Origin of the sequence: Sorangium sp. So ce185 (genome assembly GCF_051526825.1) — a bacterium.
Lineage (GTDB): Bacteria > Myxococcota_A > Polyangia > Polyangiales > Polyangiaceae > Sorangium > Sorangium cellulosum_D.
Window position 1 is genome coordinate 10,906,876 of sequence record NZ_CP150316.1, and the last position, 13,958, is coordinate 10,920,833.

The window sequence follows — 13,958 nt, forward strand, 5'->3', positions numbered from 1 at the left end:
CAATCTCCTCACATCGGCGAATGCTCGCAGCGGGAATTAAGCAATCGCACAGAATTTGTGCCAAGGATTACCAGGGTGTCGTTCGGACGTCAAGCAGCAAACCTGGGCAATGGCGAGGCTTCAGTGTGCAGGGGGCACCAAGGTGTGCGCGATGCCGCCGGGCGCGGCAGCGGTGAATCCAGTTCGATGACGCAACCTGGTCCCGCCCTGGGTCACGCCACCGCTGAGTTCTAAGACCTTTATCGTCAGGAACCGGTCGCCCTCGCGCTCGTTCGACGCCGCGGAGCCGGCGGTGGGTCGGTGCTGTTCGCCACAGCGCAGGTCGGCGCGCGGGACGACCTTCGCGGCCGGATCGAAGAGAAGGTGCGGAGGGAGCTCGTCCGCCTCGTCGGCGCCCGGATCGCGGAGACCCAGGCCGAGCGCGCCGTCGAACTGGAGGCGCCGCTCGCCCGCGCACTCGGGCTCGCCGGTGCCGGGCCGGCCGGACGCGAGGCGCTGCGCGCGCGGGAGCCGCTGCCCGGGCGCGAGGGGTGACGACGGCGCGCGAGGGGGCTCGATCCCTCCGGGCGATCCTTCTGAACCGCTCACCAGGCGGAATCGCAGGCCGTTGCTCGATCGCGCAAGCCTATGTGAACGGGATCTCTCCCGGGGACCGGATCGTCATCGTCGACGACACGATCGGCACCGGCGGGAAGCTCGCCGCGCTCATCGAGGCGGTCCAGATGGCCGGGGCATCCGTGGGCGCGGTGCTCTTCGCGGTCGAGAAGGTGGACAACCGCAGCGCCGAGCTCATCCGATCCAGGTTCGGCATCGAGGTGAAGTCGCGGATCCAGGGTACGATCGATCCATGGCTGCGGCGCACCAGGGTCGTGTCACAGCCAGGTCGAGCCTGAGGGAGCGGGTCGATCGATGTGTATCGAGAGAGGATTGCCGCCGACGGAGCTCTACCAGCTGCGGCGGGTCTGCGAGGCAGGCGCGGCCTCCGTCTTCGCAAAGTGCGAGTTCAAGAACCCGACCGGGAGCCACAAGGATCGCATCTTCGCGCACATCATCCACGAGATCGAGCGACAAGCGACGATCAGGCCTGGGATGCCCCTGGTCGAGTGCTCCACGAGCAACGGGGTGCGGCCATTGCCTATGCCGGCAGGGAGAGGGGCTACCGAGTGGTCGTCTTCATGCCCGCGGAGATAACGGTCGAGCGCAAGGCGCAGATCCGCTCGGTCGGGGCCGAGATCATCGAGACGCAGAGCGAGGCGTTCTTGACGTACGCAGAGGAGCAGGCGCAGGAGTACGTCCGAACGCACCCTGGCAGCTATTTCATCGATCAATCGACCAGCCCGCTGAACCGGCTGGCGTGGCGCCGGTGCGGCACCGAAGTCGTAAGCTCGTTCCGCGCCCTGGACAGGGTGGTCGATCTCGTCACCTGCGCGCTCGGTACGAGCGGGACCTTCTCGTGGATCGCCGAGGGGCTCAAGGCGGGCTTCCCTGCGATGAAGACCGTCGCCATCGAGGTGGACAGGTCGGCGCCGCTCTACGCCGGGCGCCACGGCGAGCCCTTCAAGCAGCGCTCCCACGACCGCATGGGGCTAGGCCCCGGGAAGTTGACGAGCGTCCTCCGTGAGGACCTGGTAGACGACGTCGAGGTGGTGTCGGGCGAGAGGGTTGGACGACGATGGCTCGCAGCAAATGATGGAGGTGCTGCTCGAGGCCGTGGCGCGGACCCGGTGCCGTCACGCGATCATCGATCTCACCGGGGTGAGCGCGCTGGACGCGGCCACGGCCGATCACGTGCTGAGGCTCATCGACGCCGTCGCGATGCTCGGCGCGCAGGGGATCGTCGTCGGCATCCGGCCCGAGGTGGCGCAGACGGTGGTGTCGCTGGGGCTCGATCTGTCGAACATCAAGACGCTCTCGAACCTGCGGGAGGCGCTCCTCTTCGCGATGCAGTCGAGCGGGGTGTCGGTCCGGAGGCGCCGGAGGCGGCGGGATCTGCGCGAGGACGCGGACGAGGCGCCGCGCGCGCGGGGGCCGCTGCCCGAGCGCGACGGGTGACGGGCGGCGCGTGAGCGGGCTCGATCCGTACCGCGATGGGCGGCCCAGCCTGGCCGCCGAGAACGAGCGGCTCCGCCGGGAGCTCGCCCGCCTGCGGCGCCGCCGCGCCTGGCCCGCGGCGGCGGCGCTCGGGGGTTACGTCGCGCTCGTCACGGCGCTGCGGGGCTGGCTCAACGGCGCCGACCCGGTACGCTACTGGGTCGCCCTCGTCGCGCTCCTCCTCGCGTTCGGCGTCAGCGTCGCGAGCGCCCTCTGGCTCATCATGGGGCGCGACGACTGAGAGGCTCCATCCATGGCGAAGATCCCCTCCATCAAGCTCGGTCCATCGGACGCCGCCGTCGGCGCGGCGCGCCGCGTCGCGCTCGGCCTCGTGCTCCTCGTCGCGACGCTCTTCGTCGCGTGCACCACGGTGACGCGGATCGACGCCGCGCACGTGGGCATCCGGGTCAAGCTGGCCGGATCGAGCCGCGGCGTCGACGACATCCCGGTCGTGACCGGCTGGGTGTTCTACAACCCGCTCACCGAGCAGATCGTGCAGTTTCCGACGAGCGTGCAGAACGTGGTCTGGACGTCGTCGGCGCACGAGGGCCGGTCGGTCGACGAGTCGATCACCTTCTCGTCCTCCGAGGGGGTGAACGTGGGCGCGGACATCGGGATGTCCTTCCACATCGAGCCGGACAAGGCGCCTCACCTCTACCTACGCTTCCGCGAGAACGACCTGATGCGGCTCGCGGATCGCTACGTGCGCAACGCGGTGCGCGAGGCGTTCAACTCGGTCGCGTCGAAGATGCCAGTCCAGGAGATCTACGGGTCGGGCAAGACGAGCCTCATCCACGACGTGATCAAGGAGCTCGAGGTGGTCCTCGAGAAGGACGGCATCCGGATCGATCAGCTGACCATCAACGGCGCGCTCCGGCTGCCCGAGAACGTGGCCGCGGCGATCAACCAGGCGATGGAGGCGACGCAGAAGGCGATCCAGGCCGAGAACCGGGTGCGCCAGGTGCGGGCCGAGGCCGAGCAGGCGATCGCGACGGCGCGCGGCGCGGCCGAGTCGGCGCGGGAGCACGCCCGCGGCGAGGCGGACGCGCTGCTCATCCGCGCGCGGGCCGAGGCCAAGGCGAACACGATCATCCGGCTGTCGGCGACGCCGGCGGTGCTGCAGTACCGCGCGCTGGAGCGGTGGAACGGGCGACTTCCGGCGATGAACCAGGGTCCGCTGCCGATGCTGACGTTCGACATGAAGAGCGCGCTCGACAAGGACGCCGAGCAGAAGCTGGCCGAGCTGCTGGAGGAGAGCGCCCCCGGGGGCGAGGCGGGCGCGGCGGACGGGGTGGCGCCCGGCGCGGGCGGTGGCCAGGGGGACAGGGGCGCGAAGCCCGCGGAGAAGCCCGCGCAGCAGGCGCCTGCCGCGTCGCCCTGAGGGGCGCGCGGGGCGCTGGCGATCGCGGTCGCGACCGAGGCCGAAGAGACGAAGGAGAGCCCTCGGCGCCGCGACAGGGCTGCGCCGTCGCGCTCGTGCATCCGGGCGCCCCCGGAGGACGACAACGACGTCTCCACATGCGTGCCGGTGACTCGGTGGTTGAGCGCCCAGGAGGGCGCGGCATCACCTTGGCGTCGGCTCACCGGGTCGAGGGGATGTAGGCCCATCCCCACTCCAGCGTCGTCCCCGGGAAGGTACGGACGCGACCGCGGAGCTCGACGGTCGAACGCGGGGGTACCTCGATCAGCTCGAAGGACGCCCTGAATCCGTGGTTCGTCTCCGTGAAGGCGTGGTGGGCGGCGACCTTGCGCGACTCCATGCCCTCGCTCGAGCGGGCATGCTCGCCGGAGAGCCACGCGATCTGTTGAGCCACCTGGCCCCCTCGCACGAGCGTGAGGCTCACGGTCAGCCCGTAGGCATCCTCCGCGCTGGACTCCTTGCGGACGTCGAACCGGAAGAACACGGTGACCGGAGCGTCCTCGGTCTCGATGGGGAGGATGAAGTCGGCCCCCGGGACGACCGGCACCTTGATCGACGCCCGAGCCGGATCATGGCGGCGGTGGGTCGACCACACGCTCAGCGCGAGGAGCGCCACGAGGAGCACGACGATGCCGCATCCACCGATGGCCAACAGCGTGTCTTGCATGGTACCTCGCGCTCCGCCGCGCTCCGCACAGGGGAGCGGATCCATCATCGTCGGCCGCGGGGCCCCGGGGAAAGAAGAAGGCGTGGAGGTCAGGCGACGGCGGAAGGCGGGCTGGTCGGCAAGGACGACGGCAAGCTCTACGCGCGCGACCACGACGTGCCTCGTGCTCCACGGGAACTGAGCCAAGCCGAGGAGCATCGGCTCAGGATCGCCGTCGGACCGGCGCTCGGCTATGCCCGCAGCAGCGTCACCTTCCTCCCCGAAGGCGTCTCCGCCTCCTCGAATCGGGTGCGCGTCTCGATATCGCCGGCCTCCGGCCGCCGGTCGAAGATCACCAGCACCCCGGCATCGAGCCCCGTCTTGTCGAGATAGCCATCGAGCTGCGCGAGGGCCTTGTTCAGCGGATCTCTCGTCTTGCCTCGCCAGACCTTCAGCTCCAGCGCCTCGCGCTGCCACGCGCGCGCGCCGCTCGCGTCGCGGTAGGGCCAGCGCACCAGCAGGTCGATGCGGCCGCGGCCGATGCCGTACTCGCGATCGATGACCCCGCCGCCGTTCACCACGCGCTGCAGGAACGCCATCAGCACGAGCTGCGGCGCCGCCTCGTGATAGGGCAGGCCGGCGGCCAAGACGTCGCCGTGCTCGCGCCAGAAGCCCGCGAACTCGCGCAGGACGCGGCCGAAGTCGAGGCGGCCGTCGGGGAGGACGAAGCTCCGCGGCTCCGCCACGATCTCGGCCTCCACCGAGCCGGCGAGCACGCGCGCGATCACCTCGTGATAGATGGGGTTGGCGATCCGGAGCGGGTTGTCCAGCGCGAGCAGGCCGAGATCGCGGCAGTAGCTCAGGTCGTCGTCGTAGGCTCCGTCCTTGCCCGTCAGGGTGCCCGCGAGGACGGGCTCGATGAAGCGCTTCACCCGCGGCTCGGCGAGCTTCGCCACCAGGGAATCCAGGTGCGTGGCGCGCGCCAGGATCAGCCGTTCCTTGGCCTCCTCGACGTGCGCCACCGTGACGGCCTGCGCGGGCGGCACGGCCATCTTCTCGACGACCTCGCGCGCCAGCGCGTTCACCAGCCACGGCTGCCCCCGCGTCGCCTCGAAGGCGCGCGAGATCGCCTCCTCGGCGAAGACCTGCCCCGTGTCCGCCGTGTGCTGTCCGTAGAGCTCCCGCACCTCATCGAGGCTGAAGTCGTCGAGGCGGAGCGACTCGAGCTTGATGTTGAACGGGCTCGCCGTGCCCAGCCGCGACGGATCGCCGCCGCTCGCGGCTTTATAGTCGCGCACGTCACGCAGACCGCAGAGGATCACGGAGGCGGGGAATTCTCGAGGACGACCGGGGAAGCCCGCCCGGAGCTGCCGGAGCACGGTCAAGAGGCTGCTGTCGCGGAGCGCGTCGATCTCGTCGAGCATCAGCGCGAGCGGCAGCGGGCAGGCCTGTGCCCAGGCCTTCAGCGCCGCCCGCAGACGATCGCCGGGCGGCGCATCGGGATAGGGCGGCGGCCGCTGATCCGGAGCGAGCCTCGACTCGGCCTCGCTGCGCATGTTGGACAGCACGATCCGCTCGGCCGCTTCGTAGTCGTCGCCGGCCGCCTGGCCGGCCTCGCACGAGAGCAGGACCGCCGCGTGCTTGCCCGAGGCCGTGAGGCTGTGCGCGAGCGCCCGCAGCGCGGTGGTCTTGCCCGTCTGCCGCGGGGCGTGCACCACGAAATAACCGAGCTGCTCCACGAGCCCGGGCGCCTCCGGCAGGCGGCGGGCCGGCGGGATCATGTAGTGCATCCCCTCGATGCAGGGCCCGGCCGTGTTGAACCGGCGCTTCATGCTGCGACCTTGGCCCGATCGCGGCGGACCGCGCAAGCCGGTAAGCTCGGGCTCCGCCGCGGCGAGCGGGAGCTCCGGGCTCGACCCGAGAGCGGCGCACGCCGCGCCAGCGCGGCGCCGCCGGGCGTCGCGGATCAGCGCAGCCACGGCTCGGCCCTGAGCCGCTCGACCAGGAAATCGACGAAGGCCCGCACCCTCGCCGCCGCGAGGCGGCCCTCGGGGTGCACGACGTGGATCGGCACCGGCGGGGGCTCGAACGCCGGGAGCACGATGGCGAGGCGCCCGTCGCGCAGCTCCGGGCCGATCTGATACGAGAGCACGCGCGCGAGCCCCCGCCCGGCAGCGGCCGCCGCGATGGCCACGTCGGCCGTGTTGACGAGGAGCTGAGACGGCGGGAGGACCTTCTCGACCCGCGCGCCCGACCCGAACGACCACTCCTCGGGCGAGCCCGTCTGCGAGAACGAGATGGTGTCGAGCCGCGCCAGGTCGGCCGGCGTCGCGGGCGCGCCGCGCGCGGCGAGGTAGCCCGGCGACGCGCAGACCACCCGCCGCACCGAGCCGACGCGGATCGCGGTCAGCGACGAGTCCCGCAGATGGGCGATCCGGACGGCGACGTCGATCCCCTCGTCGAGCATGTCCACGACCCGGTCGAGGAGCAGCGTCCGCGCCGACACGCGCGGATGGCGCGCCAGGAAATCGAACACGATCGGCGCGACGAACATCCGCCCGAACAGGACCGGCGCCGTCACGCCGAGCGGCCCCCGCAGCGCGGCGTGCGACCCGGCCGCCGACGCCTCGGCCTCCTCGATCTCCGCGAGGATCCGCTTGCAGTCCGCGAGGAACCGGGCGCCCGCCTCGGTGAGGCGGACGATGCGCGTGGTGCGGTGCAGGAGCCGCGTGCCGATCCGCTCCTCCAGCGCGGAGATGGCCCGCGTCACCGCCGGCGGCGACATGGACAGCCGCCGCGCCGCGGGCGCGAAGCCCTCCTCCTCGGCGACCGCGACGAACACGCGCATGGTGTCCAGCCGATCCATCCGATTATTCCAGTTCCTGGAATGGTCCCTTGTCAAGGATGGGTATTACCCATGGCCGCTGGAATGGGCATCTTCGGCTGGCGAGGCGGGGAAGCCCACGCGGGCCGGACCGCCTCTCGACGCCATCCCTCCCCAAGGACACCTCGATGACGACTCCTGCCACACCCATCCGTCTTTATCGTCACCCGCTCTCGGGACACGCGCACCGCGTGGAGCTGTTCCTGTCGCTGCTGCGGCTCCCGTTCGAGCGCGTCGACGTGGATCTGAAGAGCGGCGCCCACAAGGCGCCCGAGTTCCTGCGCAAGAACCCCTTCGGTCAGGTGCCGGTGATCGAGGACGGCGACGTGACGCTGGCCGACAGCAACGCGATCCTCGTGTACCTGGCCTCGCGCTACGACCCGGCGGGGCGATGGCTCCCGCGCGATCCGGTGGCGGCGGCGCGCGTGCAGCAATGGCTCTCCGTGGCCGCGGGGCAGCTCGTGGCGGGGCCCGCGGCGGCGCGCCTCGCGCGCGTGTTCGGCGCCAAGGTGGATGTCGATCGGGCCAAGGCGATCGCCGCCCAGCTCCTCACGGTGGTCGATCAGCACCTCTCGGCGCGGCGCTTCCTCGCGGGCGACGCGCCGACCCTCGCGGACATCGCGATGTACACGTACACGGCGCACGCGCCGGAAGGCGGCGTGTCGCTGGAGCCGTACGGCCACGTGCGCGCGTGGCTCGCCCGCGTGGAGGAGCTGCCCGGCTTCGCGCCGATGACAAGGACGGCCCTGTGAACGCCCTGCCCGGATGGCCCGGCAAGGGGTCGCCCTATCACCCGGGCGAGATGGCCGTGCAGGAGCGGGCCGGCGCGCGCGAGCGGGCCGAGAAGGCCGGACGCAGGATCATCCGGGATTTCATGCCCGACCAGCACCGCGAGCTGTTCGCGAAGCTGCCGTTTCTGCTCGTCGGGAGCCTCGACGCGCGGGGCCGGCCCTGGGCCTCGCTCCTCGTGGGGCGGCCGGGGTTCATCGCCTCGCCCGATGCGCGGACGCTCGCCGTGACCGCGCGCCCTCTGCCCGGCGATCCGCTCGGCGCGCACCTCGCCGCGGGCGCGCCGGTGGGCCTGCTCGGCATCCAGCTCGAGACCCGCCGTCGCAACCGGATGAACGGCACGATCGTCGAGGCCGGCGACGGCGGCTTCGTCGTCGAGGTCGGGCAGAGCTTCGGCAACTGCCCGCAGTACATCCAGGCGCGAGAGCCGGTGTTCGTGAGAGAGCCCGGCGCGGCCGCCGCGCCTCCGGCGGCGCAGGCGGAGGGGCCGATCCTGTCCGCCGGCGCCGCGGCGCTGATCCGACGCGCGGACACGTTCTTCATCGCGACCGCCGCGCCGGCCGCGCGCGGCGGCAGCGCGATCGAGGGGGCCGACGTGTCCCACCGGGGCGGCAAGCCCGGCTTCGTGCGCGTGACGGAGGAGGACGGCCGCACCGCGCTGACCGCGCCGGATTTCGCCGGGAACTCCGCGTTCAACACGTTCGGCAACCTGGCGCTGAACCCGCGCGCCGGGCTGCTCTTCGTGGACTTCGCGTCCGGCGGGGTGCTGTCGCTGACCGGAGAGGCCGAGGTGCTCTGGGACGGGGCCGAGCTCGCCGCCTTCGCCGGCGCCCAGCGGCTCCTGCGGTTCCGCGTGGCCGAGGGCGTGTGGACGGACGACGCGGTGCCGCTGCGCTGGTCGGCGCCGGTGGCGGCGCCGCAGCTCGCGGCGACCGGCTCGTGGGAGGACGTGGAGCGCGCGTGACGGCGCCGCGGGGGCCTGCCCAGGGGAGTTTTGCCCCACCGGGGAGATCCGGGGCGGCCCCGGAACGACCGGCGCAGCGACGCTCCCGCTTGAGAATGCGCACGCGTCCTGCATCCTCCTCCGGGATCCCATGCGGCTCGCCAGCAAGCTCACCCTGGCCCTCGTCCTCGTCATGTGCGCGGCGCTGAGCCTCTACGGCTACCTCTCGGTCCGGCGCGAGCGGGCGCTGTTCGAGGCGGACATGCGGCGCGACGAGCACCTCATCGGCATCGCGCTGCGCGCGGCGGTCACCGAGAGGTGGCGCCGCGACGGGCTCGACGAGGCGCTCCGCGTGCTCGACGAGGCGAGCGAGCGCCAGGACGGCGTGCGCTTCCGCTGGGTCTGGCTCGACGCGCCCCCCGGCGATCGCTTCGCGCCCGCGCTGCCCGCCGACGAGATCGCCGATCTCGCCGGGGGCACCGAGGTGTTCCGGATGCAGCGCGAGGGCGACAAGACCGGGCGCTTTTACACCTACGCGCCGGTCGCCGTGGACCCGACGCGCGTCGGCGCGATCGAGATCTCGGAGTCCCTCGAGGAGGGAGAGTCGTACGTCCAGGCGAGCGTGATCAACACGGTGACCACCATCGTCGCCCTCGCGGCGCTGAGCGGCCTGCTGGCGATGACCTTCGGGCAGCTCCTCGTCGGGCGCCCGACGCAGCGGCTCGTCGACAAGACGCGGCGCATCGGGGAAGGCGACCTCGGCGGCCCGCTGATCCTGCCGCAGCGCGACGAGCTCGGGCAGATCGCGCGCGAGATCAACGCGATGTGCGAGCACCTCGCCGAGGCGCGCGAGCGCGCCGCCCGGGAGACGACCGCGCGCATCGCCGCGCTGGAGCAGCTCCGGCACGCCGATCGGCTCACCACCGTGGGCAAGCTGGCGTCGGGCATCGCGCACGAGCTCGGCACGCCGCTCAACGTGGTGGGCGGCCGCGCCAAGATGATCGCCCGCGGCCTCTCGCCGGAGGAGGCGGCGGACAGCGCGCGCATCATCGCCGAGCAGGCGGATCGGATGACGAAGATCATCCGGCAGCTGCTCGATTTCGCGCGCCGCCGGGTGGCGCAGAAGGCGCCGGCCGATCTCGCGCAGATCGCGCGCCAGACGCTGGCGCTGCTGGAGCCCCTCGCCCGCAAGCGGGGGGTGACGCTCCGCCTCGACGAGGCGGACCTCGCCCCGCCGGGGGCGCAGGCCCAGGTGGACACCGGGCAGATGCAGCAGGTGCTCACGAACCTCGTGATGAACGGCATGCAGTCGATGAGGCGCGGCGGCGAGCTCACGGTCCGCGTCGAGCGCGCGCGCGCCCGCCCGCCGGCCGATCACGGCGGCGCCGAGGGCGAGCACGTGGCCATTCGGGTGATCGACCAGGGCGACGGGATCGCGCCCGAGAACATCTCCCGCGTGTTCGAGCCGTTCTTCACCACGAAGGACGTCGGCGAGGGCACCGGCCTCGGGCTGAGCGTCTCCTACGGCATCGTGCGCGAGCACGGGGGCTGGCTCGACGTGGAGAGCGAGCTCGGCAAAGGCTCGACGTTCACGGTGTACCTCGCCCCGAGCGGCCCGGGGGGCGCGGCGCCGGCGGCCGGGGGCGAGGGCGGGCTGGCCGGGACGGCGGCCTAGCGACGGCTGGTGGCGGGCCCGGCGCTGTATTACGCAATCGATCGAGGAGAGATGGGACGGCGAGCGCTGATCATCGACGACGACGAGGCGATGTGCGCGTGGCTCGCGGCGGATCTCCGCGCGCGGGGCGTCGAGGCGACGACGCAGACCTCACCTGCGGAGGCGCTCGCGCTGCTCGAGGAGGACGAGCGCTTCGACGTCCTCCTGACCGACCTGAACATGCGCGGCATGGATGGGATCGCGGTCTGCCGCCGGGCGGCCGAGATCCGGCCGGACCTGCCGGTGGTGGTGATCACCGCCTTCGGCAGCATCGAGACGGCGGTGCAGGCGATCCGCGCGGGCGCGTACGACTACGTGACCAAGCCGGTCGACATCGAGGCGCTGGCGCTGGCGCTGGAGCGGGCGATCGCGCACCACGCGCTCAAGGCCGAGGTGCGGCGGCTGCGCCGCGCGGTGGCCGGGCCCGGCGCGTTCCCGGACCTCATCGGCCGGAGCGCCGCGATGCGGGCGGTGCAGGATCTGATCGAGCGCATCGCCGACGCGGAGGCGACGGTGCTCATCACGGGCGAGAGCGGGACGGGCAAGGAGGTCGTCGCGCGGGCGCTGCACGAGCGGAGCCGCCGCAAGGGGGGGCCGTTCGTGGCGATCAACTGCGCGGCGGTGCCGGAGTCGCTGATCGAGAGCGAGCTCTTCGGGCATGCGCGGGGGGCGTTCACCGACGCGCGCGCGGCGCGCTCCGGGCTGTTCGTGGAGGCGAACGGCGGGACGCTGCTGCTCGACGAGATCGGGGAGCTGCCGCTCGCGGTGCAGCCGAAGCTGCTCCGCGCGCTGCAGGAGCGGCGGGTGCGGCCGGTGGGCGGGAACGCGGAGGTGCCGTTCGATGCGCGCATCGTGGCCGCGACGAACCGCGACCTGGACGAGGCGGTCGAGGAGCGCCGGTTCCGGGAGGATCTGTATTACCGGATCAACGTGCTCCACGTGGAGCTGCCGCCGGTGCGGGCGCGGGGCAGCGACGTGCTGCTGCTCGCGCAGCGCTTCCTGGAGGATTTCGCCGCGCGCTCGGGCAAGGAGGTGGTGGGCCTGTCGCCCGCGGCCGCCGAGCGGCTGCTTGCGTATTCGTGGCCGGGCAATGTGCGGGAGATCCAGAACTGCGTCGAGCGGGCGGTGGCGCTCACGCGGTACCAGGAGATCACGGTGGACGATCTGCCGGCGAAGGTGCGGGAGCACCGGCCGTCGCATGTGCTCGTGGCGGGGGATGATCCGTCGGAGCTGGTGCCGCTCGAGGAGGTGGAGCGCCGGTACATCCTGCGGGTGCTGGAGGCAGCGGGCGGGAACAAGACGCTGGCGGCCCGGATCCTGGGGCTCGACCGGAAGACGCTGCACCGCAAGCTCGAGCGGTGGGAGCCGGCCGCCGGGGCGGCGAAGAGCTGAGGCGCGGAGGAACACCCCGGCCACCTCAACCTGGGTCGGGGCGCTTCAACCTGGGTTGGGTCGCTTCAACCTGAGTAGCAAGCTCAACCTGGGTCGGGTCGCTTCAACCTGGGTAGCCAGCTCAACCTGGTAGCCACCTCAACCTGGGTCGGTTCCTGGGCCTTCACCTCAACCCGGGTCGGTCCCCCTCGCCCAACCTGGGTCCGGCCGCCCCAACCTGGGTCGGGCGCCCCAACCTGGGCCGGGCGCCCCAACCTGGGCCGGGCGCCCCAACCTGGGTCGGGCCGCCCCAACCTGGGTCGGGCCGCCCCAACCTGGGTCGGGCCGCCCCAACCTGGGTCGGTTCCTGGCTCTCACCTCAACCCGGGTCGGTTCCTGCCCAACCCGGGTCGGCTCCCGGTTCCCGCCGCTGCCCGCGGCACGCTGCCTGCACTCGGGATCTATCGAAGGAGAACCCATGAACCCCGAGCAGCTCCGCGAACGTGCCTGGTCCCCGAGTGTGCCCCCTGAACCCCTGCCGAGCGTCCACCCCGTCGCGACGCCCGTCCGCGTTCTCCTCGCCGAGGACGACCGGGAGCTGCGGCTGCTGCTCGCCACCGCCCTCCGTCGCGACGGCTACGAGGTCCTGGAGGCGCGCGACGCCAACCACCTCCTCGAGCTGATGGGCGACGCGCTGGTCTCCGGCGGCCGCGCCCCAGCCGACGTCGTCGTCAGCGACATCCGGATGCCAGGCAGGAGCGGCCTCGAGCTGCTCGCCGGCCTGCGCCGCGACGACTGGGCCACCCCCGTGGTCCTCATCACCGCGTTCGGAGACCCGGAGACCCACGCCGAGGCCTACCGCCTCGGCGCCGACGCCGTGCTCGACAAACCGCTCGACGTCGACGACCTGCGCGTCGTCGTCCAGACGCTCGCCTCGATGCGTGGCTGACGCGCCCGCCGCCCCGCGCGCCCGCCGCCCCGCCGCCCCGCCGCCTCCGCGCCGTGCCGCGCCGCGCCTCACCCCGCCTCGACCGGCAGCCGGCGCGGCTCCGCCTGCGGCGCCCCCTCCCGCTGCGCCTTCAACCGCGCCCGCCGCATCTTGTGCCACGCGAGGATCCCCGCGTCCGCGCACACGAAGCGGCACGCCTCCAGGTCCGCGTCGCGCGGCTCCGACGACGCCAGCATCCGCTCGTCTTCCGGCTGGATCAGCCAGAACTCCATCAGCAGCCCGAGCCGCGCGAGCAGCCGCCCGATCGCCGGGACCGGCATGTAGTACCGCCCCACGATCGCCGTCCGCCCCGCGTCGATCGGCGCGCACCCCACCACCCCCACCACCAGCTTCCCGAACGAGAGCCGCAACGCCCCCGGGAAGCGCACCTCCATCTCGAGCTTCCACCCCCGGCGGCCGTCCCACGGCGCCCCGTCGTCGTGGCGGAGCACCCCCATCGCGTGGATGACGTCGCCCTCCACCCGCACGTCGTAGGGGTCCAGCAGCGCACCCACGCCCGGCATCCAGGGCCGGTGCGCGAACGGCGCGTGATGGAAATCGAGCATCCCCTCCATCGCCCGCGCGAACGGCACGTCCCACTCCGTCGACGCCGTGTGCGCGTGCCGCTCGTCCGCCGGCAGCCCCTCGAACCAAGGCACCGGCGGCAGCTCGTCCGGCCGCTCGCCCCAGAAGAGCCACACGAAGCCCCGGTGCTCGCGCACCTCGTAGCGCGTCAGCGCGAGCGCCTCGGCCACGCCGCGCCCGCTCGCCCCCCGCCCCTCGCACGGGATCGCCACGCAGCGCCCGTCCGACGCGAACCGGAAGCCGTGGTACGGGCACTCGATCGCCCCGTCCACGACGCGCCCCAGGCCGAGGTCCGCGCCCCGGTGCGGACAGCGCGCCCGTGCCGCGACCAGCGCGCCCCGCTCGTCGCGGAACAGCACGATGCGCGTCCCGAACCGCTCGACCGTGACCGGCCGCTTGCCCACGCGCGCCGCGTCCGCGATGATGTACCAGGCGCCCTCGACGAACCCGCCGCGCCCTTCCTCGATGCCGTGCCTTCGCATGATGCTCCTCCGATTGCCCGGAAGCCTGAGGCTCCCTCGGCGGGG

14 protein-coding genes and 1 pseudogene are annotated in these 13,958 nt (G+C 72.6%); 11 read left to right on the forward strand and 4 right to left on the reverse strand.

The window, feature by feature from the left end; genetic code table 11:
* Positions 1 to 300: 300 nt before the first annotated feature.
* From WMF26_RS40195 to WMF26_RS40220, 6 genes and pseudogenes are all read left to right on the forward strand, one after another.
* Complete coding sequence (locus WMF26_RS40195) at positions 301 to 534, forward strand: hypothetical protein (RefSeq protein WP_437997048.1); 234 nt, start codon at positions 301 to 303, stop codon at positions 532 to 534.
* A gap of 95 nt (positions 535 to 629) precedes the next feature.
* Positions 630 to 893 (forward strand): hypothetical protein, encoded by a 264-nt coding sequence (locus tag WMF26_RS40200; RefSeq protein WP_437997049.1) that lies wholly within the window; start codon positions 630 to 632, stop codon positions 891 to 893.
* A gap of 16 nt (positions 894 to 909) precedes the next feature.
* Positions 910 to 1,604: pseudogene (locus tag WMF26_RS40205) on the forward strand (pyridoxal-phosphate dependent enzyme); the annotation flags it as partial.
* Positions 1,605 to 1,686: 82 nt separating this feature from the next.
* Positions 1,687 to 2,052, forward strand: a complete 366-nt coding sequence (locus WMF26_RS40210) for an STAS domain-containing protein (protein ID WP_437997050.1) — start codon at positions 1,687 to 1,689, stop codon at positions 2,050 to 2,052.
* A gap of 10 nt (positions 2,053 to 2,062) precedes the next feature.
* Positions 2,063 to 2,332: a hypothetical protein gene (locus WMF26_RS40215; protein WP_437997051.1), complete on the forward strand. Its 270-nt coding sequence runs from the start codon at positions 2,063 to 2,065 to the stop codon at positions 2,330 to 2,332.
* A gap of 12 nt (positions 2,333 to 2,344) precedes the next feature.
* Complete coding sequence (locus WMF26_RS40220; RefSeq protein ID WP_437997052.1) at positions 2,345 to 3,472, forward strand: prohibitin family protein; 1,128 nt, start codon at positions 2,345 to 2,347, stop codon at positions 3,470 to 3,472.
* Between the two features lie 199 nt (positions 3,473 to 3,671).
* On the opposite strand, the gene WMF26_RS40225 is transcribed toward WMF26_RS40220, so the two are convergent.
* The 3 genes from WMF26_RS40225 to WMF26_RS40235 form a co-directional block, all read right to left on the reverse strand.
* The gene (locus WMF26_RS40225; protein ID WP_437997053.1) at positions 3,672 to 4,178 is read right to left on the reverse strand and encodes a hypothetical protein; all 507 of its coding nucleotides are present in this window, start codon (positions 4,176 to 4,178) and stop codon (positions 3,672 to 3,674) included.
* 230 nt (positions 4,179 to 4,408) lie between these two features.
* The gene (locus tag WMF26_RS40230) at positions 4,409 to 5,989 is read right to left on the reverse strand and encodes an AAA family ATPase (protein ID WP_437997054.1); all 1,581 of its coding nucleotides are present in this window, start codon (positions 5,987 to 5,989) and stop codon (positions 4,409 to 4,411) included.
* 134 nt (positions 5,990 to 6,123) lie between these two features.
* Positions 6,124 to 7,023, reverse strand: coding sequence for a LysR family transcriptional regulator (locus WMF26_RS40235; protein WP_437997055.1), 900 nt, complete (start codon positions 7,021 to 7,023; stop codon positions 6,124 to 6,126).
* 146 nt (positions 7,024 to 7,169) lie between these two features.
* Between WMF26_RS40235 and WMF26_RS40240 the strand changes: the two genes are divergently transcribed.
* The 5 genes from WMF26_RS40240 (at position 7,170) to WMF26_RS40260 (ending at position 12,807) form a co-directional block, all read left to right on the forward strand.
* Complete coding sequence (locus WMF26_RS40240; protein WP_061626063.1) at positions 7,170 to 7,793, forward strand: glutathione S-transferase family protein; 624 nt, start codon at positions 7,170 to 7,172, stop codon at positions 7,791 to 7,793.
* Positions 7,790 to 8,794, forward strand: a complete 1,005-nt coding sequence (locus tag WMF26_RS40245; protein WP_437997056.1) for a pyridoxamine 5'-phosphate oxidase family protein — start codon at positions 7,790 to 7,792, stop codon at positions 8,792 to 8,794. Before WMF26_RS40240 ends, WMF26_RS40245 begins: the two co-directional genes overlap by 4 nt.
* Positions 8,795 to 8,924: 130 nt before the next feature.
* A complete protein-coding gene (locus WMF26_RS40250) occupies positions 8,925 to 10,448 on the forward strand; it encodes a sensor histidine kinase (protein ID WP_061626062.1) in 1,524 nt (507 codons plus the stop codon).
* A 51-nt stretch (positions 10,449 to 10,499) separates the two neighbouring features.
* Positions 10,500 to 11,879, forward strand: coding sequence for a sigma-54-dependent transcriptional regulator (locus WMF26_RS40255; protein ID WP_437997057.1), 1,380 nt, complete (start codon positions 10,500 to 10,502; stop codon positions 11,877 to 11,879).
* A gap of 457 nt (positions 11,880 to 12,336) precedes the next feature.
* The gene (locus WMF26_RS40260) at positions 12,337 to 12,807 is read left to right on the forward strand and encodes a response regulator (RefSeq protein ID WP_437997058.1); all 471 of its coding nucleotides are present in this window, start codon (positions 12,337 to 12,339) and stop codon (positions 12,805 to 12,807) included.
* Positions 12,808 to 12,875: 68 nt separating this feature from the next.
* Here the strand turns inward: WMF26_RS40260 and WMF26_RS40265 are convergent, their stop codons facing one another.
* Positions 12,876 to 13,913 (reverse strand): Rieske 2Fe-2S domain-containing protein, encoded by a 1,038-nt coding sequence (locus WMF26_RS40265; protein ID WP_437997059.1) that lies wholly within the window; start codon positions 13,911 to 13,913, stop codon positions 12,876 to 12,878.
* Positions 13,914 to 13,958: the final 45 nt, after the last annotated feature.